The organism is Achromobacter insolitus (assembly GCF_002209555.1).
Taxonomy (GTDB): Bacteria; Pseudomonadota; Gammaproteobacteria; order Burkholderiales; family Burkholderiaceae_B; genus Achromobacter; species Achromobacter insolitus.
Genome location: NZ_NJIF01000017.1, coordinates 1 through 26,094, shown reverse-complemented (window position 1 = coordinate 26,094; position 26,094 = coordinate 1). Strand labels below are relative to the sequence as shown.

The 26,094-nt window shown below is 66.5% G+C and carries 28 protein-coding genes; 22 read left to right on the top strand and 6 right to left on the bottom strand.

Features of this window, described 5'->3' with window-relative positions; genetic code table 11:
* Positions 1-39: 39 nt before the first annotated feature.
* The 3 genes from CEY08_RS29485 to CEY08_RS29475 are packed head-to-tail and all read left to right on the top strand — an operon-like array spanning position 40 to position 2,576.
* On the top strand, positions 40-1,680 hold the full coding sequence (locus CEY08_RS29485; protein ID WP_063641312.1) for an AMP-binding protein: 1,641 nt from the start codon (positions 40-42) through the stop codon (positions 1,678-1,680).
* A gap of 20 nt (positions 1,681-1,700) precedes the next feature.
* The gene (locus CEY08_RS29480; RefSeq protein WP_013391343.1) at positions 1,701-2,126 is read left to right on the top strand and encodes an acyl-CoA thioesterase; all 426 of its coding nucleotides are present in this window, start codon (positions 1,701-1,703) and stop codon (positions 2,124-2,126) included.
* Between the two features lie 42 nt (positions 2,127-2,168).
* Positions 2,169-2,576 carry a RidA family protein gene (locus CEY08_RS29475; RefSeq protein ID WP_042796274.1) on the top strand — a complete coding sequence of 136 codons (408 nt, stop codon included), beginning with the start codon at positions 2,169-2,171 and terminating at the stop codon, positions 2,574-2,576.
* Positions 2,577-2,812: 236 nt separating this feature from the next.
* Here the strand turns inward: CEY08_RS29475 and CEY08_RS29470 are convergent, their stop codons facing one another.
* Entirely contained in the window at positions 2,813-3,799 is a 987-nt protein-coding gene (locus CEY08_RS29470) for an AraC family transcriptional regulator (protein WP_076816473.1), read from the bottom strand.
* A 280-nt stretch (positions 3,800-4,079) separates the two neighbouring features.
* On the opposite strand from CEY08_RS29470, the gene CEY08_RS29465 reads away from it, so the two are divergent.
* The 6 genes from CEY08_RS29465 to CEY08_RS29440 are packed head-to-tail and all read left to right on the top strand — an operon-like array spanning position 4,080 to position 9,842.
* Positions 4,080-5,258: an ABC transporter substrate-binding protein gene (locus tag CEY08_RS29465; protein ID WP_042796276.1), complete on the top strand. Its 1,179-nt coding sequence runs from the start codon at positions 4,080-4,082 to the stop codon at positions 5,256-5,258.
* A gap of 28 nt (positions 5,259-5,286) precedes the next feature.
* Complete coding sequence (locus CEY08_RS29460) at positions 5,287-6,531, top strand: dienelactone hydrolase family protein (protein WP_042796277.1); 1,245 nt, start codon at positions 5,287-5,289, stop codon at positions 6,529-6,531.
* Between the two features lie 9 nt (positions 6,532-6,540).
* Positions 6,541-7,890 carry an aromatic ring-hydroxylating dioxygenase subunit alpha gene (locus CEY08_RS29455; protein ID WP_076816471.1) on the top strand — a complete coding sequence of 450 codons (1,350 nt, stop codon included), beginning with the start codon at positions 6,541-6,543 and terminating at the stop codon, positions 7,888-7,890.
* Positions 7,881-8,414, top strand: coding sequence for an aromatic-ring-hydroxylating dioxygenase subunit beta (locus CEY08_RS29450; RefSeq protein ID WP_042796279.1), 534 nt, complete (start codon positions 7,881-7,883; stop codon positions 8,412-8,414). Before CEY08_RS29455 ends, CEY08_RS29450 begins: the two co-directional genes overlap by 10 nt.
* On the top strand, positions 8,411-9,022 hold the full coding sequence (locus CEY08_RS29445; protein WP_042796280.1) for a cysteine hydrolase family protein: 612 nt from the start codon (positions 8,411-8,413) through the stop codon (positions 9,020-9,022). Before CEY08_RS29450 ends, CEY08_RS29445 begins: the two co-directional genes overlap by 4 nt.
* 13 nt (positions 9,023-9,035) lie before the next feature.
* On the top strand, positions 9,036-9,842 hold the full coding sequence (locus tag CEY08_RS29440) for an SDR family oxidoreductase (protein ID WP_063961946.1): 807 nt from the start codon (positions 9,036-9,038) through the stop codon (positions 9,840-9,842).
* A gap of 18 nt (positions 9,843-9,860) precedes the next feature.
* Here the strand turns inward: CEY08_RS29440 and CEY08_RS29435 are convergent, their stop codons facing one another.
* Entirely contained in the window at positions 9,861-11,618 is a 1,758-nt protein-coding gene (locus CEY08_RS29435; RefSeq protein ID WP_084738629.1) for a flagellar assembly protein A, read from the bottom strand.
* A gap of 268 nt (positions 11,619-11,886) precedes the next feature.
* Here CEY08_RS29435 and CEY08_RS29430 point away from each other — a divergent pair, with 268 nt between their 5' ends.
* Positions 11,887-12,639 (top strand): lytic transglycosylase domain-containing protein, encoded by a 753-nt coding sequence (locus CEY08_RS29430; RefSeq protein WP_063641309.1) that lies wholly within the window; start codon positions 11,887-11,889, stop codon positions 12,637-12,639.
* Positions 12,640-12,674: 35 nt separating this feature from the next.
* On the opposite strand, the gene hemL is transcribed toward CEY08_RS29430, so the two are convergent.
* The 3 genes from hemL to CEY08_RS29415 are packed head-to-tail and all read right to left on the bottom strand — an operon-like array spanning position 12,675 to position 15,429.
* Positions 12,675-13,952 (bottom strand): glutamate-1-semialdehyde 2,1-aminomutase, encoded by a 1,278-nt coding sequence (gene hemL / locus CEY08_RS29425; protein WP_042796282.1) that lies wholly within the window; start codon positions 13,950-13,952, stop codon positions 12,675-12,677.
* A 5-nt stretch (positions 13,953-13,957) separates the two neighbouring features.
* Positions 13,958-14,623 (bottom strand): thiamine phosphate synthase, encoded by a 666-nt coding sequence (thiE, locus tag CEY08_RS29420; protein ID WP_076816468.1) that lies wholly within the window; start codon positions 14,621-14,623, stop codon positions 13,958-13,960.
* Complete coding sequence (locus CEY08_RS29415; RefSeq protein ID WP_367648382.1) at positions 14,620-15,429, bottom strand: bifunctional hydroxymethylpyrimidine kinase/phosphomethylpyrimidine kinase; 810 nt, start codon at positions 15,427-15,429, stop codon at positions 14,620-14,622. Before CEY08_RS29415 ends, thiE begins: the two co-directional genes overlap by 4 nt.
* Positions 15,430-15,585: 156 nt before the next feature.
* Here CEY08_RS29415 and CEY08_RS29410 point away from each other — a divergent pair, with 156 nt between their 5' ends.
* The 6 genes from CEY08_RS29410 (at position 15,586) to CEY08_RS29385 (ending at position 19,846) form a co-directional block, all read left to right on the top strand.
* Positions 15,586-15,750 (top strand): rubredoxin, encoded by a 165-nt coding sequence (locus CEY08_RS29410; protein ID WP_003814980.1) that lies wholly within the window; start codon positions 15,586-15,588, stop codon positions 15,748-15,750.
* 152 nt (positions 15,751-15,902) lie between these two features.
* The gene (locus CEY08_RS29405) at positions 15,903-16,490 is read left to right on the top strand and encodes a YqgE/AlgH family protein (protein WP_063641307.1); all 588 of its coding nucleotides are present in this window, start codon (positions 15,903-15,905) and stop codon (positions 16,488-16,490) included.
* Complete coding sequence (gene ruvX, locus CEY08_RS29400) at positions 16,483-16,884, top strand: Holliday junction resolvase RuvX (RefSeq protein ID WP_042797533.1); 402 nt, start codon at positions 16,483-16,485, stop codon at positions 16,882-16,884. The genes CEY08_RS29405 and ruvX overlap by 8 nt, the downstream gene beginning before the upstream one ends.
* Positions 16,885-16,905: 21 nt before the next feature.
* Complete coding sequence (locus tag CEY08_RS29395; RefSeq protein ID WP_076816463.1) at positions 16,906-17,823, top strand: aspartate carbamoyltransferase; 918 nt, start codon at positions 16,906-16,908, stop codon at positions 17,821-17,823.
* Positions 17,820-19,109, top strand: a complete 1,290-nt coding sequence (locus CEY08_RS29390; RefSeq protein ID WP_076816461.1) for a dihydroorotase — start codon at positions 17,820-17,822, stop codon at positions 19,107-19,109. Before CEY08_RS29395 ends, CEY08_RS29390 begins: the two co-directional genes overlap by 4 nt.
* Positions 19,106-19,846 carry a lysophospholipid acyltransferase family protein gene (locus CEY08_RS29385; RefSeq protein ID WP_042796288.1) on the top strand — a complete coding sequence of 247 codons (741 nt, stop codon included), beginning with the start codon at positions 19,106-19,108 and terminating at the stop codon, positions 19,844-19,846. The genes CEY08_RS29390 and CEY08_RS29385 overlap by 4 nt, the downstream gene beginning before the upstream one ends.
* Positions 19,847-19,874: 28 nt before the next feature.
* Here CEY08_RS29385 and CEY08_RS29380 read toward each other — a convergent pair whose 3' ends face one another.
* Complete coding sequence (locus tag CEY08_RS29380; protein WP_088607870.1) at positions 19,875-20,768, bottom strand: LysR family transcriptional regulator; 894 nt, start codon at positions 20,766-20,768, stop codon at positions 19,875-19,877.
* Between the two features lie 169 nt (positions 20,769-20,937).
* Here CEY08_RS29380 and CEY08_RS29375 point away from each other — a divergent pair, with 169 nt between their 5' ends.
* The 6 genes from CEY08_RS29375 (at position 20,938) to CEY08_RS29350 (ending at position 25,917) form a co-directional block, all read left to right on the top strand.
* Positions 20,938-21,612 (top strand): RraA family protein, encoded by a 675-nt coding sequence (locus CEY08_RS29375; protein WP_076816458.1) that lies wholly within the window; start codon positions 20,938-20,940, stop codon positions 21,610-21,612.
* Positions 21,609-22,826, top strand: coding sequence for an aminotransferase class I/II-fold pyridoxal phosphate-dependent enzyme (locus CEY08_RS29370; RefSeq protein WP_076816456.1), 1,218 nt, complete (start codon positions 21,609-21,611; stop codon positions 22,824-22,826). The genes CEY08_RS29375 and CEY08_RS29370 overlap by 4 nt, the downstream gene beginning before the upstream one ends.
* A 92-nt stretch (positions 22,827-22,918) precedes the next feature.
* A complete protein-coding gene (locus tag CEY08_RS29365; protein WP_076816454.1) occupies positions 22,919-23,746 on the top strand; it encodes an ABC transporter substrate-binding protein in 828 nt (275 codons plus the stop codon).
* Positions 23,747-23,774: 28 nt separating this feature from the next.
* A complete protein-coding gene (locus tag CEY08_RS29360) occupies positions 23,775-24,476 on the top strand; it encodes an amino acid ABC transporter permease (protein WP_076816451.1) in 702 nt (233 codons plus the stop codon).
* A gap of 2 nt (positions 24,477-24,478) precedes the next feature.
* Positions 24,479-25,195, top strand: coding sequence for an amino acid ABC transporter permease (locus CEY08_RS29355; RefSeq protein ID WP_042796294.1), 717 nt, complete (start codon positions 24,479-24,481; stop codon positions 25,193-25,195).
* The gene (locus CEY08_RS29350; RefSeq protein ID WP_042796295.1) at positions 25,192-25,917 is read left to right on the top strand and encodes an amino acid ABC transporter ATP-binding protein; all 726 of its coding nucleotides are present in this window, start codon (positions 25,192-25,194) and stop codon (positions 25,915-25,917) included. The genes CEY08_RS29355 and CEY08_RS29350 overlap by 4 nt, the downstream gene beginning before the upstream one ends.
* The last annotated feature ends 177 nt before the right edge of the window (positions 25,918-26,094 follow it).

The following is a 26,094-nucleotide window of genomic DNA, read 5'->3' as shown; positions in this document are numbered from 1 at the left end:
CCGGCACAGCAAAACCACCGCAATAGCAAGGGGAAATCCATGGAAGCATCCGCCCACATCGACACTTTCGCCCGGGACAATCTGCCCCCGGGCGACCAATGGCCAGAGTTCCTGCTCGACGGCCCCGACGTGGCCTATCCGAAGCGGTTCAATTGCGCGGTCGAACTGGTGGACGCCATGGTCGAACGCGGTCATGGCGAGCGCGTTGCGCTGCGCTGGAGCCAGGACGGCAAGCAGGCCACGATGACCTACCGCGAGCTGGCCAAGCTGACCAATCGCATCGCCCGCGTGCTGGCCGAGGACATGGGGCTGGTGCCGGGCAACCGCTTGCTGCTGCGCGGGCCGAACAATCCGATGATGGCCGCCTCGTGGCTGGCGGCCGTCAAGGCGGGGCTGGTGACGGTGCCAACGATGCCGCTGCTGCGTGCCAAGGAGCTCAAGCAGATCATCGACAAGGCACAGATCCAGGCGGTGTTGTGCGATGTCCGGCTGAAGGAAGAGGCCGAATTCTGCACGCAGCCCGCGCACGAGCATCACTGCCCCGGCCTGACGAAGGTCATGTATTTCAACGATAAGGCGCCCGATGCGCTGGACGCGCTGGCCGCGGCCAAGCCTGACAGCTTCACGGCTTGCGATACCGCCGCCGACGACGTCTGCCTGATCGCTTTCACCAGCGGCACCACGGGCGCGCCCAAGGGCTGCATGCATTTTCACCGCGACGTGCTGGCGATGTGCGATTTGTTCCCCAAGCACGTCATCAAGCCGGGCCCGGACGACATCTTCTGCGGCACGCCGCCGTTGGCCTTTACGTTCGGCCTGGGCGGACTACTGTGCTTCCCGCTGCGTGTGGGCGCAAGCACGGTGCTGGCCGAGAAGCTATCTCCCGAAAGCCTGCTGCAGCTGATCCAGGATTTCCGCGCCACCATCGTGTTCACGGCGCCCACCTTCTACCGCCAGATGGCGGCGCTGGTGGATAAGTTCGACCTGTCTTCCTTGAAGAAGAGCGTGTCGGCGGGCGAAGCGCTGCCGGACGCGACGCGTCAGCTCTGGAAACAGGCCAGCGGCATCGAGATGATCGACGGCATCGGCGGTACGGAGATGATCCACGTGTTTGTGTCCAGTCCGCCCGAGTCGGTCAAGCCAGGGGCTATCGGCCGCGTGGTGCCGGGCTATGTGGCGCAGATCGTGGATGACGATATGAAGCCGGTGCCCAACGGCACGGTGGGCCGATTGGCGATCAAGGGTCCGACGGGCTGCCGCTATCTGGCGGACGAGCGCCAGCGCCGCTTCGTGCAAAACGGCTGGAACCTGCCGGGCGATACCTTCCTGCGGGACGACGATGGCTATTTCTTCTACCAGGCGCGCAATGACGACATGATCGTCTCGGCCGGCTACAACATCGCCGGCCCTGAGGTCGAGGACGCGCTGTTGCGCCATGAAGCGGTAGCAGAGTGCGGCGTGGTGGGCGCGGCGGACGAAGAGCGCGGCCAGGTCGTCAAGGCATTCGTGGTGCTCAAGCCGGGCTATGCGGCCAGCAATGAGCTGGTGGCCGCCTTGCAGCAGTTCGTCAAGGCCAACATCGCACCCTACAAGTATCCCCGCGCCATCGAGTTTGTCGACGCGCTGCCGCGCACTGAAACCGGCAAGCTGCAGCGTTTTGCGCTGCGCAAGATGGCCTGAACAGGCAACAAGGAAATCCCATGGCAGCCCCTTTCATCAGCCAGGTCGAAGTCCGCTTCCGTCATTGCGATCCGGCGGGCATCGTTTTCTACCCTCGCTACTTCGAGATGATCAATGACTTTGTCGAAGAGTGGTTCGACAAGGGCATGGGCTTGCCGTTTCACGCGCTGCACGTGGAGCGTCACATCGGCACGCCGATGGCGTCGGTGCAGTGCGATTTCAGTGCGCCCAGCCGCTGGCACGAACGTTTGCGCCAGGTGCTGGAGGTACAGCGCATCGGCGGCGCGTCGTTCAAGGCGCTGGTGCGTTTCGAGGGGCCGGATGGCCAGTTGCGTTTGTCGGCGACGCTGACGATCGTGACAGTGGATTTGCGGACGATGAAGTCCATGCCGCTGCCTGCGGATCTGCGGGAACGCATGCAGGCTTATCTGGTTCCCGCGGCGTAAGCGGCGGGGATCGTTTGCTTTTCTTAAATATAGGATGACGTTATGAAGATTCTGCAACCGCCGGATTGGATGGCGCCCCGTGGCTATTCGAATGGCGTGCTCACCGAGATGCAGGTGGGCAGCAAGCTCGTATTCGTGGGCGGGCAGGTGGGGTGGAATGGCCAGCAGCAGTTCGAGACTGACGATCTGGCGGAACAAGTGCGCCAGACGCTGGCGAACATCGTCGCGATCCTGGCCGAGGGTGGCGCGAAGCCCGAACATATTGTCCGGATGACGTGGTACGTGACGGACAAGAATGAGTACGTGGCGGCGTATCCGGCCATCGGCAAGCATTACCGGGAGTACATCGGCCGGCATTTTCCGGCGATGACGGCGGTGGAAGTGGCGGATCTGGTCGAGGATCGGGCCAAGGTGGAGATTGAGGTTACTGCTGTGGTGCCGGCGCAGTAATTGCCGGTTGCTCCTGGGCGCCGAGGGCCTTTTGTTTGCGGGTCTTCGGTGCTTTTTTTGTGAGCGTTTGAGTTCATGAGACATCTGCCGTTGCGATGATCCGGCGTGCGGACTCGCACGTTGCCGCCGCGCCGGGCTCTGTCAATTGCTGTTGACGTCAGCATGCGCGGGGGCGCGTTCCATGGTTTCGTTACTGTTGATGCGCCGTCGTCTTTGCGTGCGCGCGCATTTCTACGTCACTCCATCATCCGCCGCGTCTCGCGCGGCAATTCCCCGAAGCGTTCCCGGTAGTACTCCGAGAACCGTCCCAAATGCCCGAACCCCACGCCCAGCGCCACTTCCGTGACGCTGGCGCCTGCCTGCGTCCGTAAACGGCTCCTGGCCTCGTCCAGCCGCAGCGCCCGCAACGCGTTCATGGGCGTGGTGTTGCGGTGTTCCTGGAACAGGCGCGTGAGCGCGCTGGCGCTGGCGCCGGCGTGCCGGGCGATGTCGGCCAGGGTCAGGGGGGCGGCGAGGTGATCGCGCATATAGCCTTCCGCGGCGCTCAGCCGGCGCGGGACGGCGGGGGCTATGCCGGCGTGCGCCTGCCAGCTGTTGGGCTGGTTGTAGAGCAGGTGCAGCACCAGCGTGTCTTCCAGGTGCTCCAGCCAGGCCGCTGGCGGGCGGGGCGCGCCGTCGTCCAGGGTGGGAAGCAGGTGGATCAGGCTTTCGACCATGCTGCGCCAGACGGCGCCGACCGGGTTGTCCAGGCGCAGGGCCGGGCTGAAGTCGAGCGGCCGGGTCGCGGCTTCGCCGAAGGCGCGCTGGCCGATGGCTTCGAGCTTGCCGCGGGGGATCTTGAGCAGCAGCTGTTCGCAACCGGCTTCCCAGTGCAGTTTCAGAGGGCGATTGGGAGCGATGACGGCGGCGCAGTCGGGGTCGGCGTCCACGCGGTCATTGCCGCATTCGATACAGGCGCGCCCGCTCAAGGGGACCTGGACCAGCATGAAGTCCTGCAGGCGGTCGGGCTCGATGTGGACTTCGGCGCCGTAGCGCAACGTACAGACTGTCAGCGACCCGAAGCGGCCCCGGTTCAGTTCGGCATCGACGCGGCCTCCCTTCCAGGTCAGGCGGTGTTCTTTCAGGGCTTCGGAGACGAGGGTGCGCGTCTCGTCCTGCTGGGTGGAGCTGAAGACGCGCCGCTTGAACAGGGGCGCAAGCGTGAGTCGGGACCAGCCGTGCATGGATGCCTCCGGGACGGGAACGCTCCCGTGTTACTGCCGAGGGTAATTTAAACGTCAAGGACTTGGAATTAAGTGAATCCCGGATAAGGCTGACGGAATCTGGATAGAGCGGTGCCCGGGCGCGGCCTAATCTAGCCGGCAGGCCCTTCGCGTGTTGGTTGGAGGGCGGCGCCGCGGCGCGTAAGCTGGCGGCGTTGTTCGGCAGCATGCGTTTACCGACGGCAGACGGGTTCTGTCAGCTTTCCGCCGGCAAGGCCGGGCGGGGAAAACGGGGTGGCTCATGAATCGAAATCTATGGAGCCGGCGCGCGCTGGCTGCGCTGGTGTGCATGACGGCGGCGGCGGGCGCCACGGCGGCGGACAAGGTCAAGGTCGGCTTGCTGACCACGCTGTCGGGACCGGGGGCGGCGCTGGGCAACGAGATCCGCGACGGCTTCAATCTGGCGCTGCAGCATACGGGCGGCAAGCTCGGCGGATTGCCGGCGGAAGTGGTTGTGGCCGACGACCAGCAGAAGGCGGACACTGGGCGGCAGGCGGTGGAGCGGCTGTTGAAGCGCGACCGCGTGAACATCATGACGGGCATCGTGTTTTCGAACGTGCTGTTGCCGGTAATGCCGGCCATCCTGCAGTCGGGAACCATCTACCTCAGCACCAATACCGGGCCGGAGAACTACGCGGGCGCGGGCTGTAATCCGAATTTCTTCGCGGTCGCCTGGCAGAACGAAGACATTCCGGCCGCGATGGGCAAGTACGCCACCGACCAGGGCTACAAGAGCGTGGCGCTGATCGCGCCGGACTATCCGGGCGGACGGGAGTCGCTCAATGGCTTCAAGCGTCTTTACAAGGGGGGATTGTCCGAAGAGATCTACACCCAACTCGGACAGCTGGACTACGGCGTCGAGATTACCCGCCTGCGGGCCAGCAAGCCCGATGCGGTGTTCTTTTTTCTGCCGGGCGGCATGGGCGTGAACTTCATCAAGCAGTTCAACGGCGCCGGCCTCTCCAAGGAGATTGCGCTGCTGGCCCCCGGATTCTCGGGCGACGAGGACACGATCGCGGCGGTGGGCGCGCCCATCGAGGGCATGCGAAATACGTCGCAATGGGCACAGGACCTGGACAACCCGGCCAACCGCAAATTCGTCGAAGACTTCCGAAAGACCTACAACCGCAGTCCCACGCTGTACGCCTCGCAGGGCTACGACGCGGCCATGTTGCTGGACAGCGCGGTGCGCCAGACCGGCGGCAAGCTGGACGCGGACGCGTTGCGCCCGGCGTTGCGGCGCGCGGACTTCAAGTCGGTGCGCGGCGATTTCAAGTTCAACCGCAACCAGTATCCGGTGCAGAACTATTACCTGCGCATCGTCGAGGCCGGGGCGGGGGGGAAACTGTCCAATAAGCTGTCGGGCACGGTGCTGACCCAGTACCAGGACCCTTTTGCCGCTGCCTGCCAGATGAAGTAGAGCGGATATCTGCATCGAGGAGATACGTATGACCCAGAACATTACGACGCGCGAAGTGACGGTGGCCTCGCATGATGGCAAGTCCTTCGGCGCCTATCTGGCCGTGCCGGCGTCCGGCCATGGCCCGGGCCTGGTGCTGTGCCAGGAAATCTTCGGCGTGAACGACTTCATGCGCCGCGCGGCGCAGTTGTTGGCCGAGGAGGGATATGTGGTGCTGGTGCCGGACCTGTTCTGGCGCCAGCAGCCGGGCATTCAGCTGACCGACGGTCCGGCCGACATGCCCCGCGCCTTCGAGCTCTACCAGGGTTTCGACGTTGAGCTGGGCCTGAAGGACATCGCCGCTACCATCGACGCCTTGCGCGCGCTGCCCGAGCAGCAGGGCGGGGTGGGCGTGCTGGGCTATTGCCTGGGCGGCAAGCTGGCCTACCTGGCCGCCTGCCGCACCGACGTGGACGTGGCCATCGGCTATTACGGCGTGGGTATCGAGAACAGCCTCGAAGAAGCTTCAGGCCTGCGTGGCCGCCTGGTGCTGCACATCGCCGAGCAGGACGGCTTCTGTCCGCCCGAGGCGCGCCAGCGCATCCTGGAGGCGCTGGGCAACAAGCCTGGGGTGCAGATCTACGTCTACCCGGGCATGGACCACGCGTTTGCGCGTACCGGCGGCGATCACTACGACAAGCCGTCGGCCTTGATGGCGCACCAGCGCAGCATGGCAGCCTTGCAACGCGCCATCGGGCCTGAGTTCGATTACTCGTACCTCTGGGACAAGCACTGCGAATACGAATTCGGCACGCGCGATGTGGCCGCCACCATGGCCACGATGGTGGCCGAACCCTATGTGAATCACATCCCCACCATGACCGGGGGCGTGGGCTACAAGGAACTCAGCCGCTTCTACCAGCACCACTTCGTCAACAGCAATCCGCCGGACACTCGTCTGGTGCCGTTGTCGCGCACGGTGGGCGCCACGCAGATCGTGGATGAGTTGCTGTTCTGCTTCACGCACACCACCGAGATCGATTGGCTGTTGCCCGGCGTGAAGCCCACCGGAAAATATGTGGAGATCCCGCTGATCGCCATCGTCAAGTTCCGTGGCGACAAGCTCTACCACGAGCACATCTACTGGGATCAGGCCAGCGTGCTGGTGCAGGTGGGGTTGCTGGACCCGAAGGGCCTGCCCGTGGCGGGCCGCGAGACCGCCGCCAAGTTGCTGGACGAGACCCTGCCGTCGAACACGCTGATGGCGCGCTGGAAAGAAAGCGAGCACAAGTAGGAGCCGGACATGTCATATACCGAAGAGCAATTGGCCGCGATGGTGCGCGGCGACAGCGTGCACCGTGGCGTCTATACCGATCCCGCGATCTTCGATCTGGAGATGCAGCGGATCTACGGGCGTGCCTGGATCTACGTGGGACATGAAAGCCAGGTGCCCAGGACGGGCGACTATCACACCACGCGCCTGGGCGACCAGGATGTGCTGATGGTGCGCGCGACGGACGGGCGCGTGCACGTGCTGTATAACCGTTGCCCGCACAAGGGCGCCAAGGTGGTGGCCGACGGCGAGGGCTGTGTCGGCAAGTTCTTCCGTTGCCCGTACCATGCCTGGACCTTCAAGCTGGACGGCAGCCATCTGGGCGTGCCGTTGAAGCAGGGCCTGGAAGGCACGTCCTACGACCCCACGGATCCGACGTTCTCGATGCGCCGGGTGGCCCGCGTGGAAAGCTACCGGGGCTTTGTGTTCGCCAGCCAGGCCAAGGACGGCCCGGCGCTGGAGGATTTCCTGGGCGGGGTGCGTTCGTCCATCGACAATCTCTGCGACCGTTCGCCGGTGGGCGAGGTCGAAGTCGCGGGCGGCATCTTCCGCGTCATGCAGCGTTCGAACTGGAAGGTGTTCTACGAGAACCTGCACGACACCATGCATGCCCGCGTTACACACGAATCGTCCTACGCGGCGGCGCGCGACGAGGCCAAGGAAATCGGCGAGATGCCGCTGGAACTGCACATCATGGACGGCAACGGCGAACCCTACGAATTCTGGGAAAAGCTGGAGCTGCGCGCCTACCCCAACGGCCATGGCTACATGGAAGGCATCTTCAACCCAGGCGCGGCCGAGCGCGACCCGGTGTCGCGCGCCCACTTCGAAACGCTGACCGCCGCCTATGGCGAGACCCGCGCCCGCGAAATCCTGGGCATGAACCGGCACAACACCGTTATCTACGGCAGCGGTTCGCCCCACACCGTGTTCCAGCAGTTCCGCGTGATCCGCCCCATTGCCGTGGACCGCACCATGATCGAGATCCAGACTTTCCGCTGCAAGGGCGCGCCGGAAGGCGTGTTCAAGCGCGCCATGCTGTACGCCAACGTCATCAATTCGCCCTCGTCCAACGTCATGCCGGACGACATCGAACTCTACAACCGCTGCCAGGAAGGCAATGCCACCCGCGGTGGCGAGTGGGTCAGCATGCACCGCTACCACGGCAGCGACCGCAGCGATGAGCAAGGCCTGGTGTCGGTCAACGGCACCAGCGAACTGCCCATGCGCAACCAGTTCAACGCCTGGAAGACCTATATGGAAGCAGGCCCCGCCGCCACGGCTGCGGCCGCCACCTCCGGAGACCGCTCATGCTGCTAGATCTTGATTTCGACGTGAGCACCGCGGACCTGTCGCCGGCCGAGGTGCCGGCGGACGCCTACCATCGCATCTCGCAGTTCCTGTACCGCGAGGCGCGCCTGCTGGACGAGCGCCGCTATGCGGATTGGCAGGCGCTGTGGACGGCTGACGGCATGTATTGGATGCCACGGGTGCAGGGCCAGGAAAGCCCCTACGACCACATCTCGCTGTTCTGGGAAGACCGCATGCTGCGCGACGTGCGTATCCGCCGTCTGGAACATCCGCGCAACTGGTCGCAGCAACCGCCCACGCGCAGCGCGCGGCTGGTGGGCGCCGTGGAAATCGAGGGCGTGGATGCCGCCGGCAACCTGGTGGTGCACTCCACGTTCCAGATGACGGAATGGCGTAAGCGCCAGCCGCGGCAGCTGGCCGGCCGCTATACCCACAAGCTCGCCGCCGAAGGCGATAGCTGGCGCATCCGCATGAAGCGCGTGGACCTGGTCAATTGCGACGACGTGCACGACGTGTTCGAGGTGTTCGTGTGACCGCTACCGACGCCGCGGTGCTGGCGCTGCACTTCCAGAACGACGTACTGCATCCCGAGGGCAAGATCCGGGTCGGCCTGGACGGGGACAGTGGCGCGCGCCAGCGCCTCCTGGACAACGCGGCGGCTTTGTTGGCGGGCGCGCGGGCCCATGGCTTGCCCATCGTGCACGTGCGCATCGCGTTCCGGCCGGATTATGCCGACCTCATGGCTAACTGTCCCATCTTCCGCAACGTGGCCGCGATAGGCGCGGTGGCGGAAGGGCAGTGGGGCAGCGCTTTCTACGAAGGGCTGCAGCCTTTGGCGGGTAGCGCGCGCGAATTCGTGGTGAAGCACACCCGCATCAGCGCGTTCTACGGCACGCCGCTGGAAGAAACGTTGCGGCTCCTGGGCGCGCGCCGGCTGGTGGTGGCGGGAGTGGCGACCCATTCTGTAGTGGAAGGCACGGTGCGCCACGCCGCCGACATCGGCTTCGAGGTCATGGTGGCGCAGGACGCCTGCGCCTCCGCCGATCCCGCGGTGCATGACGCGTCGCTGGCCAGCATGCGTCTGATTGCGCAAACCGGGCCGGTGGAGGAGGCTGTGCGCTGGGCCGCCGCGCCGCATTGATCAAGGACCAAACATGGATTTCACAGGCTTTCCCGGGTTGAGCGGCAAGACCGCCATCGTCACCGGCAGCACCCAGGGGCTGGGCGCGGACATCGCGCGCGGACTGGCCGCGGCCGGCGCCAACGTGGTGCTGGTCGGACGCAACGCCGAGGCCGGTCGCGCGCTGGAACGGGAGCTGGACGGCCGGGCGCTGTACTGCGAAACCGATATCGGGCAGGACAGCCAGATACAGCGGTGCATCGATGCCGCCGTGGCGCGCTTCGGGCGGCTGGACATCCTCGTCAATAACGCGTGCCAGTATGCGGACCGGGGGCTCGCTTCCTCGCGCGAGGAATGGCACAGCACGCTGGACACCAACCTGGTGTCGGCCGCGATCTTCACGCAGTTGGCGGCGCCGCTCCTGCCGCGCGGCGGCGTGGTGGTGAACATGGGCAGCACGGGCGGCAAGTTCGGCGCTGCGGGACGGGCGCTGTATCCGGCGTCCAAGGCGGCGCTGTTGCAGATCACCAAGAATTTCGCGGTGGAACTGGCGCCCGCCGGCGTGCGCGTGCTGGCGGTGTCGCCGGCCTGGACCTGGTCGCCGTCGGTGGAGCAGTTGTCGGGCGGTTCGCGTCCGGCGGCGGATGCGGTGGGCGCGCATTTCCATCCGCTGGGGCGGGTAGGCTCGGGCGAAGAGATCGCCGCGGCGGTGTGCTTTGCCTGTTCCGACGCGGCGTCGTGGATGACGGGCGTGGACATCCCCGTGGACGGCGGCTTTTCCATCCTGGGGCCGGACCGCGGCATCTCGCCGCGCGCCTGGTTCAAAGAGCTGGCGCCTTGAAGGCGCCAGCACGCGGCCTTAGCGTATGACGATCTGGCCGTCTTCCACGGCGGCCTTGCCACCGATCTGGTCTTCCAGGAATTCCTGCACCTTGTTGCCCACTTGAATGGTCACGCCGCTGCAGAAGCGGCGCGTGGCCTGGATGGTGGCGCTGGCCAGGGGCTGCAGGTCGTGCACCAGCTGGGCTTCCTCGGCGTCCAGCTGCAGCAGATCGCGGCTGAGCTTGACGTGGGTGTTGCGGGCGCGCTCGGCGACGTCGCCGGGGGCGCGTTGCGGATTGGCCCGCAGGAACATCAGCAGCTGTTCCAGCTTCGCCTTTTCTTCGTTCATTTTCTGGCGCTTGCGTGCCAGCGCCGAACGCTTGATGTCGGCATGCGGATCCAGGCCGGCCTGGACCAGTGTCGGGATGCCCGCGGGCGAGCCGATGGTGCCGGCGCGCACTGCCTGCATGGCGCGGATCTGGCCGCCGGTGATGGCGCTTTGCTGCGTGTTGGGAGGGCCGACGTTGACGCTGCCGCCCGCCGCGATGTTGCTCTGGCGGACCTCGCGTTCCACGTCCACGTCGCGGCCGGCGCTGATGACGGCGTTTTCAATGAACTTGGCGCGCAGCGCGCCGCCACAGACGATGCGGGCGGTGCGTGCCGCCGCCGCGGCGTCCTGCAGGGCTTCGGCCAGGCCGATGATGCCGCCCTTGACGGTCACATTGCCGCCGGCCTCGACCAGCGCGGCCTCGACGGTGCCGTTGACGACCACATCGCCCGTCACGTGGACTTCCATGGTGGCGGCGACGTCGCCGCGCACCAGCAGCGAACCCTCGAAATGAATATTGCCGGTGGTCAGGTTGACTGCGTCGACCTCCACCATGGGATTCACCTGGACGCCGTGGCTGACCAGCGTGGGCGTGCCGGCGATGGTGGCGCGCAGCAGCAGCGGGTCTTCCGGGTCCACCTCGGCGCCGGACAGATCGTTGGCGAACGGAGTGTTGGGCAGTTCCTCGGGCAGGACCGGTTCGCCCAGCACGTTGGTGCCATCTACACCGGGCAGGGGCGGAGTGCGCCGCATCAGCGGCGTGCCGGGCGATACCAGCAGCAGGCTGCCCAGGTCGCGGTAGTCCACCTGGGCCAGTTCGTCGATTTCTTCGCCGCGCGGCTTAAGGCGGTCGAGCAGGCTTTCGAAGCGCGTGGGCGTGCCTCGGGTGGGGGGCGTGCCGCGGGCGATCTGCACGGTGTCGCGGCGGCCCTGTTCGACGGCGTCGGTCAGTTCCTGTTCCAGGATGCCGTGGACGATGCCGCGTTCGGCCAGCGCCGCGCGCACGGCCTCCAGGGCCACGGGCTGGCCACCCTTGGGCGCGTGGAGGGTCAGCAGGGCGGACATGCGCTCGGCGTCCAGTTCCAGCTCGAACGAACCGTCGATGACCTGGCCGACCGGGGCTTGCACGGTCTCGGTGGCACTGCGGCACAAGTCGATGAAACCCAGGACGGCCTGGCTGTCGAGCGCTTCGGCGTTCCAGCCCTGGGCGGCGGCGGCCGCGGCCAGCATGTCCCAGGTAGGCAGGTCGATATTGACGCGGGGGCGCGGTTCGGCCTCTTCATCGGCGACAGCGACACTGGCGTCGGCATCGAGGGCGGCGTCGTCGTCCGCCGCGGCCAGCGGGGACGGCGCGGCGGTCCCGATGGCGCCATCCGCCGGATCGGGATGCGCCGGTGGCGTGTAGACCGCCGTCAGGACGTTGGTCGAGGCATCCAGCATCAGCCGGAGCGTGTTTTCTGCGTCCATCTCACCGTCTCCAGCCTGGCGTCAGCCGCCAGGTTCAATCATTTCGTAATTATAGGAAATATTAAGTCATATTCTAGCCCAGCCATTGCAGGCTACTGGAAAGTAGGTGCACAGATTCCGCCGATTGCCCTAGTTCCTGCCCCGTTTTCCCCTGGGATGGCGACCGGCCGGCCAGAACTAGGACGTCGGTACTAGCGACAAAACGGCAGCGTGGCAGCAGCATAGGAGCTCGACCATGCGTCCACGGACGCCGCCGGAGCCCTGTCCCATGCACTGCCACCCCCGTTCCGTCCTGCCGGCCTTGCGCGCCCTCCTGGCGCGCGCCGGGGGCATGGCGGCCTTGGCAGCCATCGTGACGGGTGCGCTGGCGCTGGCACCCGCCAGTCCCGCCCAGGCAGCCGACATCTATCGCTACAAGGATCCGTTCGGCGTCTGGCGATCCATGAAGGTGCCTACGGGCTACGCCAAGTATTACAAGCGGGCGCAAGCCCGGACGGCCTGGCGAGGCAGCGGCATGAAGGTCTGCCTGGAGTGCGAGCCCAAGTCGGGCGACGGGGCGCGCCTGGTGTCGCTGGCGCCCGCCTCGCGCGCCCAGCGTTGGGGTGAACTCAAGGTACCCGCCGCACATGACGGACTGATTGCGCGGGCGGCGCGCGAGTCGGGCGTGGACCAGGCGTTGCTGACCGCGGTGATCGCGATTGAATCGGGGTTCCGCAGCGATGCGCGCTCGCCCAAGGGGGCGTTGGGACTGATGCAGCTGATGCCGGCGACGGCAGCGCCGTTGTTGTCAGTGGCGGACGTGGAGACCGCGCTGGTGGATCCGGCGACCAATGTGAACGCGGGGTCGCGCCATTTGCGCCGGCTGATAGACCAGTATCCCGGCAGGCTGGATCTGGCGCTGGCGGCGTACAACGCCGGCGAGGGAGCGGTGCGCAAGTACGACGCCGTGCCGCCCTATGCGGAAACCCAGGCGTACGTCCGGGACGTGACCGCCTTGTACGAGCACTACAAGGCGCCCTGAGGGGGAGCGGCCGCGGGCCGGCCCCCCCAATGCCGTTACATCGACGCGAAGACCTTTTCGGCGATGTCCAGCGTGGACTTGATCACCGCGTCGTCATGCGTGGCCGAGACGAAACCGGCTTCGAAGGCGGACGGCGCAAAGTGCACGCCGTGGTCCAGCATGGCGTGGAAAAAGCGGTTGAACGCCGCAGTGTCGCAGGCCGAGACCTCGGCGAAAGAGGTCGGGACCTGATTGCTGAAGTAGATGCCGAACATGCCCCCGATCGAATCCGCCGAGAAGGCCAGCCCGGCCGCGCGGGCGCGTTCCTGCAGGCCCTGGGCCAGCTTGGCGGTCTGGGCCGCGAGCTTGTCATAGAAGCCTGGCGCGGCGATCAGGCGCATCGTGGCCAGGCCAGCGGCCACGGCCACCGGGTTGCCCGACAGCGTGCCGGCCTGGTAGACGCCGCCCAGCGGGGCGATGTGCTTCATGATTTCGGCGCTGCCGCCAAAGGCGCCCACCGGCATGCCGCCGCCGATCACCTTGGCCAGCGTCGTGATGTCCGGCTTGACGCCGGTCAGTCCCTGCACGCCTTGCGGGCCCACGCGGAAACCGGTCATCACTTCGTCGAAGATCAGCAGCGCGCCGTGCTGCGTGCAGACTTCGCGCAGGCCTTCCAAGAAGCCCGCGGCCGGCTTGATCAGGTTCATGTTGCCGGCGACGGGCTCGACGATGATGCAGGCGATGTCGGCGCCATGCTGGGCGAAGGCCTGGCGCACGGCATCCAGGTTGTTGTATTCCAGGGTCAGCGTGTGGGAGACGAACTCCGGCGGCACGCCTGCCGAGCTGGGGTTGCCGAAGGTGAGCAGGCCCGAGCCGGCCTTGACCAGCAGGCTGTCCGAATGGCCGTGGTAGCAGCCTTCGAACTTCACGATCTTGGCGCGGCCCGTCGCGCCACGGGCCAGGCGGATGGCCGTCATGGTGGCTTCCGTGCCGGAACTGACCAGGCGCACCTGTTCCAGCGACGGCAGGCGCGAGATCAGCACTTCGGCCAGTTCGATTTCCGCTTCGGTGGGGGCGCCGAATGACAGGCCGTTGACGGCGGCTTCCTGCACGGCGCGCACCACTTCGGGATGCGAGTGGCCGAGGATGGCAGGGCCCCAGGAGCCGACGTAATCGATGTACTGCTTGTCTTCCGCGTCCCACACGTAGGGGCCCTGCGCGCGCTTGATGAAGCGCGGCGTGCCGCCCACGGAGCGGAAGGCGCGCACGGGCGAATTGACGCCGCCGGGGATGCTGCGGCAGGCGCGTTCGAAAAGCTGAGCGTTACTGGACATGGCGTTCAAGGCTTGCGGTTGGGGTTGACGGAGTAGGGCGCGGAGCAGGCGGCCGCGGCGGCCCGGATGCTGGGCGCCTCGAAAAGCCCGGTGATGACGGCAATGGCGTCGGCGCCGGCCGCCGCCACCAGCGGCGCGTTGTCGGGCGTGATGCCGCCGATGGCGACGACTGCGGGCCGCGGCGCGTCGCAGTTGTCGGTCAGGCGGCGGGCTTCAGTCAGCACCGACAGCGGCGCGCGCACGGTGTCGGGTTTGACGGTGGAGGCGAACATGGCGCCAAAGGCGATGTAGTCGGCGCCCGCAGCCAGCAGTTCCTGCGCGCGACCCAGGTCGTCGTAGCTGGAGCCGCCAAGGATCAGGTCGGGACCGGCCTCGGCGCGGATGCGCGCCAGGCTTTCGTCTTCGCGGCCCACATGAGCGCCGTCGGCGCCCACGTCCAGCGCCAGGCGCCAGTCGTCATTGATCAGAAAGACCACGCCCAGCTCGCGACACAGCGGCGCAAGTGCGCGCGCCTGCGCGGCGCGCACGGCGTCGGGCACGTTCTTGCGGCGCAGCTGCAGCGAGCGCATGCCGCCCTCGGCGGCCTGGCGGACCGCCAGCAGCAGGCGGTCGGTATCGTCCCATTCGGGAGTGACGCCATAAAGGCCAGTGGGGAAGCGCAGCGCTTTCATTGGGGAGAAATCCGGTTGGGAATGCGCCGGCCCATGCCGGGCAGGAAGCTGGCGGCGACAGCGGCGTCGGCGTGGGTCAGCCCCTGGCGCACGGCTTCGGGCATCTCCAGCCCACGGGCCAGCATGGCCGCGATGGCGGTCGCTGCCACCCCGCCAGCGTCGCCGTTGCGGTCCGGAGGCGCCTGCCAGGGCAACGTAGCGGTCTGGCCGTTGGGGCCCAGGAGCATGTTCGCGTAGTGGCCGGGCCGCTGCGGGCTGCCCAGGACCAACACCCATTCCGCGCCCGCAGCCAGCAGGGCATGCATGGGCGTTGGTGCGTCCCCGATATCGATGTCACCATCGGCATGCCACTGGGCCAGGCGCAGGTGTTCGATAACCAGCAGGTCCGTCTGCGGCAGCACCAATTCCAGGGTGGCGGCCAGCAGGTCGTCTGCCTCGTCCTCGTCCGCGGCGTCGGCCGGCGGCTGGGCGCGTTGGCCCAGATGCAGCACCAGCGGCACCTGGCTGTAGTCGGCCGCGACCTGCGCCGCGACGCTGGCGGTTTCCGCGGTGTATAGTCCGCCCACCTTGATGGCCTGCACGGACATGTCTTCGAGCAGGCAACGCGCCTGGTCGTCCAGCAGGTCGGGTGTAACGGGATGGATTTCTTCGATGCCGGCGGTATCCCGCACGGTCAGCGCGGTCACGGCCGCCAGGCCATGGCAGCCCAGGCTGGCACAGGTGACGGCATCTGCCGGCAGGCCGTCGGAGCCCGAAGGGTCGAGCGGACCGAAGACCAAAACGAGAGGGGGAGTAACGGGGGCCACTTGGACAGCGCTAGAGTAGGGGGCGCCCGGATTCATTTGCGGTGAATCAGGGGAACCCCTATTGGGTTTCGGTAAGATTGTCCCCATTCTAATGGAAGCCCCCCGCCTTTGCCCTGACGCCGGGTCAAGGGCCTGGAATTGATGTAAGAGAGAACTATGCGTACTTGGATGTGTTTGATTTGCGGCTGGGTCTACGACGAAGAGGCCGGCCTGCCCGATGAAGGCATTGCCCCCGGCACCCGCTGGGAAGACGTGCCGCCGAACTGGGTCTGTCCTGAATGCGGCGCCCGCAAAGAGGACTTTGAACTGATGGAAATCTGAGGCGCTAGCGCCGACATAATCCGCCAAGGCTCGTAAGATGGGACTACGCCCCATCCTTCGCAACCGTGGGACGGACTGGCGCCAGGCATGATGCTTGCTGTGTACGCGCGGCCTCCCCACGGTTCTTTCAGATTACCCATGTAGGGGTTGCCATGACGGAAAAACACCACGAAGACGCCACGACGCAGGCAGCCAACTTTGCCAACCAGTTCCTGATCGCCATGCCGGGCATGGTGGAAGGCAGCCTGGCGGGCTCGGTCATTTATGTCTGCGAGCACACCGAACGCGGCGCGCTGGGCCTGGTCATCAACCGGCCCACCGACCTGACGCTGGGCACGCTGTTCGAGCGTATCGATCTGACGCTCGAGATCGGCCCGGTGAAGGACACCCTGGTTTTCTTTGGCGGTCCGGTGCAGACCGACCGCGGTTTCGTGCTGCACGCGCCCGCCGGCGACTATAGCTCCAGCATCAAGCTGGGCGACATGGCGCTGACCACCTCGCGCGACGTGCTGCAAGCCGTGGCCGATGGCAAGGGTCCAGCCCGCATGCTGGTTACGCTGGGCTACGCCGGCTGGGGTGCGGGTCAGCTCGAAAGCGAGATGGCCCAGAATGCCTGGCTCAGCGTGGGCGCGGACGACACCATCATTTTCGATGTGCCGCCCGAAGAACGCTATCCGGCAGCGCTGAAGCTGCTGGGCATCGATCCGGTGATGTTGGCGGGCGATGCCGGCCATGCCTGAAGAAACCCTGCTCGCCTTCGATTTTGGCGAGAAGAAGATCGGCATCGCCATCGGCAATACGCTGACGCGCCAGGCGCGTCCGCTGGAAATCATCTTCAGTGAAATCCGCGAGGCGCGCTTCGGCCGCATTGCGGCGCTTTTGCAGGAGTGGCAGCCCCACCGCGTCGTGGTGGGGCTGGCGCTGGACGCCGACGGCGGAGAACAGCCGGCCACCGCGCGTTGCCGGCGCTTCGCCAATCAATTGCATGGCCGCTTCGGCCTGACCGTCGAACTGGTCGACGAACGCGGCTCCAGCATGGAAGCGCAGCGCCTGCTGGGCACGCATGCCGCGGACGACGCGATGGCGGCGGCTGTTATCCTGCAACGATACCTGGACACCCTGCCTGCGTCCTGACGCGCGCGGTCCGGACTGCCTATGCTCAATCCGCAACTCGATCGCCGCGGCGAACTGATACACCTGCTGACTACGGAAGGCCTGCCTCGCCGGCATGTCGAACGGCTGCTGGACGCTGCGCGTGCTCATGCGACGGGCGCGGCGCCCGCCGCCTCGTCGTCCGCCGCACCCTTGTTCCTGTGCCTGCCCGATGATTCGGCGCAGGACCGTGACGCCTTTGCCGCCGCTGCCGGACGGCTGTCCCTGTCGCCGGTGGCGCTGGACTTGCAGGCCGGCGCGGCGCTGGCCGAAACCGTGGCCCGGCTGGCGCCAGGCCTGCTGGTGCTGCGGCATGGCGCCAGCGGCGCGGCGCATTGCGCGGCCGCGCATGCCGCCCCGGGCCTGCGCGTCCTTAACGCCGGCGACGGCAGCCATGCCGATCCTTTGCCGGCGTTGGCGCTGGTGCAGGCCATGATCGATGCGCGGCAGGATCTGACCAACCTGGCCGTGACGCTGGTGGGCGACGTCCGCCACTCGCGCATGGCGCGTTCCGTCATCCATGCCATGACGACATTGGGCGTGCCCGAAGTCCGGGCCGCCGCGCCGCGCACGCTCTTGCCCGATGGCCTGCCGCAACTGGGCGTGCGCGCCTGCGCTTCGCTGCGGGAAGGTCTGCAGGATGCCGACGTCGTCGTCGTGCTGCCCTTGAAGGTGGAAGGGATCAGCGGCGCGTGGTTGCCCTCCGCCCGAGAGTACGCGCAGGCCTACGGCCTGACGCCGGCCGCGCTGGCGGCCGCCCGGTCCGATGCCTTGCTATTGCCCGCGGGCGTGCTGACGCCCGGCATCGAGACCGATGGCGACGTGTCGGCCAGCCTGACACCCATCGAGGCGCAACTGGCGGACCTTGAACAATATTTGCGTCTGGCCGCCCTGGAACTGCTGACCGGAGATGCGCCATGAGGTTGCACGTCGCCAACGGGCGGCTGATCGATCCGGCCAATGCACGGGATGGGCAGCACGATCTCTACATCGCGGACGGCCATGTGGTTGCGGTGGGGCGCGAGCCCGACGGCTTTCACGCGGACAGCCGGCTGGACGCCGCCGGATTGGCCGTGTTGCCTGGCCTGATCGACCTGTCGGCGCGGGTAACGCAGTCCGGCGCGGCATCATTCGCGCCATCCGAGCTGCGCGCGGCCCTGGCCGGCGGCGTGACCAGGCTGGTGTTGCCGCCGGACTCCGCTGCGCCGCTGGACGAGCCAGGCAAGGTCGAGGCGCTGATGCGCCAGGCCGAAGCGGGGCAATGCCGAATCCATCCGCTGGGCGCGATGACCGTGGCGCTGGCCGGAGAAACGCTGGCGGAAATGGGTTTGCTGGCCCAGGCTGGCTGCCTGGCATATGCGCAAGGCGAGCAAGGCATCGTCGACACGCGCGTGCTCTGGGGGGCCATGCGCTACGCCAGCGGCATGGGCCATGCGCTGTGGCTGAGGCCCCAAGATCCGTGGCTGGCGCGCGGCGCGGTCGCCGCCAGCGGCGCCTATGCCGAGCGCCTCGGCCTCGAAGGGCTGCCTGCGCAGGCGGAAACCGTGGCCTTGCACACCATTTTTGAACTGCAGCGCGCCATGGGCGCGCGCGTGCACCTGACTCGGCTGTCCACGGCCGCCGGACTGGAACTATTGCGCGCTGCCAAGCGCGAAGGCCTGCCTGTGAGCGCCGATGTCTCTGTCCACAATCTGCATCTGACGGACGTGGACATCGGCTTTTTCAACACGGACTTCCGCCTGAACCCGCCCTTGCGCGGCCAGCGCGACCGCGACGCGATCCTTGCGGCGCTCGCGGACGGCACGGTCGACGCGCTGTGTTCCGATCACACCCTGGTCGACGATGCGGGCAAAGCCGTGCCGTTTCCTATGGCCGCGCCCGGCGCGACGGGTCTGGAGCTGCTGCTGTCCCTGGCCCTGAAGTGGGCGCGCGACCATCGCAGGCCATTGGCCGAAGCGCTGGCGCGGGTCACCTGTGGTCCTGCCGCGGTATTGGACAAGATCGCGCCCCAAGCGGGCGCGACCGGCCATCTGGGCCCGGGAGCGCCGGCCGACCTGTGCCTGGTCGACCTGGATGCCGAATGGCTGGTGGAGCCTGGCGCGCTGCAAAGCCGCAGCGGCCATACCCCGTTCGCGGGTATGATGCTGCCCGGCCGTGTACGCGCCACCGTGGTGGGTGGCAGCCTGGCCTGGGAGACTCCGGTTTGAAGCTGCTGCGCTTTGTCCTTAGGCTGTTCCTCGTGGTGCCCTGGATTCTCTTCGGCCTTGTGTGCGTGGGCCTGGTATATCCGCTGATCGGGCACAAGTCGCGAGCCTGGCTGAACCGCCGCTGGTCGCGTTGCCTGATGGCATTCTGTGGCCTGCGGGTCGTCCTCAAGGGCGAGCCGCGCCTGACCGGTCCGGTGCTGATGGTGGCCAACCATGTGTCCTGGATCGACATCTTCGTGCTGAATTCGGCGCGCGCCACTTCCTTCGTCGCCAAGAGCGAGATCCGCAGCTGGCCGATCATCGGCTGGCTGGTGGCTGGCGCCGGCACGCTCTTCATCGAACGCGGCCAACGCCACGCGGTGCACGCGATGGGCGAGTCCATGCAAGCCCGCTTCAAGCAAGGCGATGCGGTCGGGCTGTTCCCTGAAGGCACCACGAGTGAAGGCTTCGAGCTGCTGCCGTTCCATGCGAGCCTGTTCGAACCCGCGCGCGCCGCCGCCGTGGAGATCCAGCCGGTGGCATTGCGATTCCTGCAGCATGGCAAACGCAGCGGCTACGCGGCCTTTGTCGGAGAGGAATCCTTGGTGGCAAATCTCTGGCGCGTGCTGGGAGTGACGGGGCTTGCCGTCGAAGTGGTGTTCCTGCCGCCGTTGCCGGCGCGGCATCCGGACGGAAGCTTGCCGACGCGACTGGAGCTTTCCCACCAGGCCCGAGACGCCATCCTGAGCGCGCTGTAGCGGCCCTGGGGGCGCGGCAGGCCCCCCTCTACTGCCATCCCCCCGAAAACTCACAACAACTCTCCGCCAGTTCCGCCACGCTCTGGCAAAACGCCACATCTGCGTCCCGCCGGAACATCGCGCAATACACCGATTGCGGCGATGCCGTGGTGGTGCGGGCGATGACCAGCCGTTTCGCGCTGACCATGTCCGCGAAATAGTCCCGTGGCAGGCAACTGACTCCGAAGCCCGCCGCCGTCAGCCCCGCCATTGCGATCAGGCTGTTGATGGTGAAGATGTTGCTGGCCGGCGTATGGGGGCGCAGCCAGCCGTCGTAGATCATGTTGAGCCCCGACTCCCGGCTTTGCCGCAGCAGGGGCAGGGCGGCGATGTCTGCGGGTGTGTAGACGCGACTGGAATCGATCATGTCGGGGCTGCCCATCCATGCGAATTCCAGCCGCTGCAGGGGGACCGCCTGCAGGTTGGGTTCGGCGAATTCACCGTGCAGGAACGCCATGTCCAGCTGCCCCGCCTGCAGGCGTTTGAGCAGGTCCGCGCCCAGGTCGATATGCGGCTCCAACGTGATGCGAGGGTAGTGCGCGCGTAGCAGCCGGATCAGGGCGGGCAGCCAGGTCATGGCGGTGATCTCGGTAATCCCAAAGCGGAAGGTGCCGGTCAGCGTGTGCTGGCCCTTCAGCCGGACCAGCAGGCGGTCGCGATGGCCCAGCATTTCGTCGGCCAGCGCGTACACCTCATGTCCGCGAGCGGTCAGCTCGGCGCGGTGGCCGGAGCGGTCGAACAGCGCGATGTCGAAGTCCGCCTCCAGTTCCTGGATGCGCTTGGTGATCGCCGATTGGGTGGTGTGCAGCTTCTGGGCCGAGGCCGAAAACGTGCCCAGCCTGACCGTCCAATACAGGGCTTCGATCTGCTTGAAGGTCAGCACGCGGGATCGTCCTTGCCGGGGGTTTTCATTCCGAAATTTCCATTAAGGGCTAACCCTTATATTCCATAAAGAGATCAAGTTCGTGGAAATTTAATCCCTTTTTCGGAATCGGAAAAGCTCGCACCATGGCACCTGCCTCTACTACCGACTCAGGACTTTGCAGATCGTCATGGCCTCTATTCACACTGGCGCCCGGGTATTGCCGGCCTCTCCCGTCGCTTCCACGGCTGTCCTCCAGGCGCTGGCCGGCATCGTCACGCCGCATCTCAGCGACAATCTCGCGCGCCGCGAAGGCATATCGGGCCTGCGCCGCTACAACGGCGGCGGCAAGCTGGTTGGCACCGCACTGACCGTCAAGACGCGCCCGGGCGACAACCTGCTCATCTACAAAGCCATGATGCAGGTGCAGCCGGGCCACGTGCTGGTGGTGGACGCCGGGGGAGACCTGTCCAATGCCGTGCTGGGCGAAATCATGAAGCGCTATCTCCAGGTCCATGGCTGCGCGGGCGTGGTGGTGGATGGCGCCATCCGCGACGTGGCCGCCTTCGAGGCGGACAACTTCCCCTGCTATGCGCGTGGCCACATCCACCGCGGCCCCTACAAAGATGGCCCGGGCGAGGTCAACGTGCCGGTGTCCATTGGCGGGCAGGTCATCAATCCCGGCGATATCGTGGTGGGCGACGAGGACGGCCTGGTCAGCTTCCCGCCCGCCGAGGCCGACGCGTTGATCGCGGCTGCACAGGCCCACGCGGCCAAGGAAGAACGCATCATGGCCGAAATCGCGGCCGGCGACAAAACGCAGAGCTGGATGCAGGCCGCCTTTGCCGCCAAGGGGTTGGCATGAGCCTGGCCGCAACCGAATTCCTGGCCGACCGCGCGCGCGCCATCAAGCCTTCGCCCAGCATGGCGGCGAAGAGCCGGGTCGACCAGTTGCGCGCCGAGGGTCGCGATATCGTCGACTTCACCGTGGGTGAACCGGACCTGCCCACGCCCGCCCATATCGTGCAGGCCGGCATCGACGCGCTCCATAGCGGTGACATCCGCTATACCGCTTCCACCGGCGCCAAGCCGCTGCTGGAGGCCGTGCGCGCCAAGTTCCAACGCGAAAACGGCCTGGACTACGCGCTGGACGAACTGATCGTGGGCGTGGGCGCCAAGCAGCTCATCTTCACTGCGTTGGCCGCCACCGTGCAGGCGGGCGACGAGGTCATCATCCCGGCGCCGTATTGGGTGTCGTACCCGGACATGGTGCTGGTCAATGACGGCACGCCCGTGGTGGTGGCGTGCCCCGAGTCCGACGGTTTCAAGCTCACGCCGCAGGCGCTGGAGCGGGCGATCACGCCGCGCACGAAATGGCTGCTGCTGAATACGCCCAGCAACCCCACCGGCGCCATGTACGACGCTGCCGAACTGCGGGCTCTGGGCGAGGTGCTGGAGCGCCATCCGCGGGTGTGGCTGTTGACCGACGAAATCTATGAACACCTGGCCTATGGCGAGGCGCGGCACCAGTCGCCGGCGGCGGCCGTGCCTGCGCTGGCTGGCCGCACGCTCACCATCAACGGCGTGTCCAAGGCCTATGCCATGACCGGCTGGCGTCTGGGCTATGCGGGCGGACCCAAGGGCCTGATCAAGGCCATGGCGACGCTCATCTCGCAAAGCACCAGCTGTGTCAGTGCCATCAGCCAGTCGGCCGCGCGCATTGCGTTGACCGCCGACCAGGACTGCGTGCGCCAGGCCGCGGACGTATTCCATGCGCGCCGCGACCGCATCGTTGCGCTGCTGAACGACGTGGCCGGCGTGCGCTGCCCGCAACCCCAGGGAGCGTTCTACGTGTACCCGTCGGTGGCGGGCCTGCTGGGCAAATGCACCCCAACCGGGCGCGTGCTCGAGACCGACCTGGACGTGGTGATGTTCCTGCTGGATACGGCAGGCGTTGCGGTGCTGGACGGCTCGGCCTATGGTTTGTCGCCTTATCTGCGTTTGAGTTTCGCCACGTCGATGGAGAACATCGAGGAAGGCTGCCGGCGCATCCGCGAGGCTTGCGCCAGCCTGGTTTGATTCCACGGGCGGCTCCAGGGCCGCCCCGAGGCCCGCTGCGGCGTCGCAGCGTTCTTAAGCAGTACCCATACCTATATTCCAGGGGAAATACCATGAAGACATTGATCGCTTCCGTCGTCGCCGCGGCCGGCCTGGTCGCCACGCTGGCGCCTGCCGCCCATGCCGATACGCTCGCCGATATCAAGGCGCGCGGCAAATTCATCTGCGGCACCATGGGCACGGCCGAGCCCTTCAGTTTCCAGGATCCGAAGACCCGCGGCATCGTGGGCTACGAAGTCGATATGTGCCAGGCCATCGCCGACAGCCTCGGCGTGCCGCTGGAACTTAAGCTGATTGCCGTCGAGGCGCGCATTCCCGAGCTGATTGCCGGGCGCGTGGACGTGGTGGCGGCCAACCTGGGCTGGAGCCCCGAACGCGCGCAGCAGATCGATTACTCGCACCAGCATTTCGTGAGCCTGCAGAAAGTGCTGGCGCGCGAGTCCGACAAGGACCTGAAGGCGCCGGCCGACCTGGCGGGCAAGCGCGTCAGCGCCGTGCGCGGGTCGTCGTCGGAGCAGGGCGCGCGCAAGAACATCCCTAATGTCGAGCCTGTGACCTTCAAGGACCCCAGCGGCGCCTTCCTGGCGTTGCAGCAAGGCAAGGTCGGCGGCTTCGTGGCGTCCGAGCTGATGCTGGTCAAGCTGAAGCAGCAGGCCGCGGGCGGCGCGGTGCCGGTCAAGATCCTGGAGCCGGCGCTGTTTGTCGAACCCTGGGGCATGGGCGTGCGCAAGGGCGATACCGCCATGCTGGATCAGGTGAACAAGGTGATCGACGGAATGGAAGCTTCGGGCCAGGCCGCCAAGACGTTCGATAAGTGGTTCGGCGCGGGCACCCAGTTCAACATGAAGCGCGACTTCCGCATCGAAGCCATCAAGGGTTGATGCGCGGACCGCGCTGGAGCCTGCTTCGATGCATTACGTTTTCGACTTCAGCGCCATTTTCCAGGGCGAGTATCCGGCTTGGCTGCTCAGGGGGTTGATTACCACCCTGGCGCTGGCCGGGCTGGCCTGGATCCTGGCGTTCCTGGTGGGCAGCCTGCTGGCGGTGATCCGCCTGACAGGCTCGCCCGTGGCCAACGCGGTGATCGCGGTGTATGTCGCGTTCCATCGCAACGTGCCCATGCTGGTGCACATCCTGTTCTGGTACTTCGGCGTGCCGGCGTTGCTGCCGCAAGGCGCGGCGGATTGGCTCAACAGTCACGGCAGCGAGTTCATCCTGTCCTGCATCGCCATCGCGCTGGTGATGTCGGCCTACGTCTGCGAAGACCTGCGCAGCGCGGTGCGTGGCATCCCGCCGGGGCAGGTGGAGGCATCGCGCGCGCTGGGGCTGGGCTTCCTGCCCACCATGCGCAAGGTCGTGCTGCCGCAAGCCTTCCGCATCGCGATTCCGCCTTTGCTCAACCAGACCCTGCTGCTGCTGAAGAACACCAGCCTGGCCATGGCCATCGGCGTGACCGAGCTGACGGCAGCGGGCCGCGAAATCGAGAACTACACGTTCAAGACCTTCGAGGCCTATGCCGTGGTGACCGTCATCTATCTGCTGCTGTCGTTTCTGATCATGGGCGGGGGAGCGCTGTTGCAACGACGTTACCGTCCGCTGGGAGCGCGCTGATCATGTGGGACATACTCAAGGACAATTGGCTGCTGCTGCTCATCGGGCAGTATCCCCAAGGCCCCATCGGCGGCCTGGTGGCGACGCTGGGACTGGCCGCGGTCAGCCTGGCGCTGGCGCTTCCCTGCGGCGTGTTGCTGGCGCTGGGCCGGATCAGCCCCTATCGGGTGTTCTACTGGCCGGCCTCGGCAGTGGTCTACCTGGTGCGGGGCTTGCCGCTGCTGATGTTCATCTTCTGGGCGTACTTCTTCGTGCCGCTCATCATCGGCCGGCCGGTGGCGGGCACCACCACGATGATCGTCGCGCTGGTCTGCTACGAAAGCGCCTACCTGGCCGAGATCATCCGCGCGGGCATCCAGGCGCTTCCGCCGGGGCAGCAGGAAGCCAGTCGGGCGCTCGGCCTGTCATACCTGCAGACCATGCGGCGCGTGATCCTGCCGCAGGCGCTCTACAACATGCTGCCCAGCATGCTGAGCCAGTTCGTCTCCACGGTGAAGGAAACCTCGTTGGCCTACGTCATCAGCGTGCAGGAACTGACCTATGCCGCCAACCAGATCAACAGCGTGCTGCTGACCAAGCCTTTCGAGGTCTTCGGGTTGCTGGCGCTGACCTATTTCATCCTGAATTTTGGCCTGAGCTCTCTCGTGCACCTGACCGAACGCCGCATCGGCAGGCGGCGCGCCGGGCTCATGCCTGCTCCCAAGGCGGTGCCGACATGATCCGATTTTCCGCAGTACAGAAGTGGTATGGCCAATACCAGGCGCTGGCCGACGTGACGGCGCAGGTCAAGCGTGGCGAGGTGGTGGTGGTTTGCGGGCCGTCGGGTTCGGGAAAGTCCACGCTGATCCGCACCGTGAACCGGCTGGAGCCGATCCAGAAGGGCGTGATCGAGGTGGATGGCCAGGATATCTACGGCCCCAAGGTGCATCTGGATTCCTTGCGCAGCCATATCGGTTTCGTGTTCCAGCAGTTCAACCTGTTCCCGCATCTGTCGGTGCTGGAAAACCTGATGCTGGCGCCGCTGCAGCTCAAGCGCGCCCGCCGTCCCGAAGCCCGCGAGCGGTCGCTGCAGCTGCTGGAGCGCGTCGGGCTGGCGCACAAGGCCGACGCTTATCCGGCGCAGCTGTCGGGCGGGCAGCAACAACGCGTGGCCATCGCGCGAGCGCTGGCAATGAACCCGCCCGTGATGCTGTTCGACGAGCCGACCAGCGCGCTGGACCCGGAGATGGTGGGCGAGGTGCTGCAGGTGATGAAGGGCCTGGCCAGGGACGGCATGACCATGGTGTGCGTGACGCACGAAATGGGGTTTGCCCGCGAGGTCGCCGATAGTGTGTGGTTCATGGACGCGGGGCGGATTGTGGAGACGGGGACGCCGGAGGAATTCTTTACTCGGCCGGGGACGGAGCGGGCGAGGAAGTTCCTGGCTGAGATTCGACATTAAGGGGGATTTTGTTCGGGGCGGCTTTGAGTTCTTAAGGCGCCTGTCGCGTCGGGGCCCTGCGATGCGCGGGGCAACGATTGCGGTCCGGAGCCTTCGCTCCGGACTGCCCCGTCGTCATCCTCGTTGCCGCCTGCGGCGGCTGCCTACGGATTCCCTCGGGCTTATCGACGCCCCGCG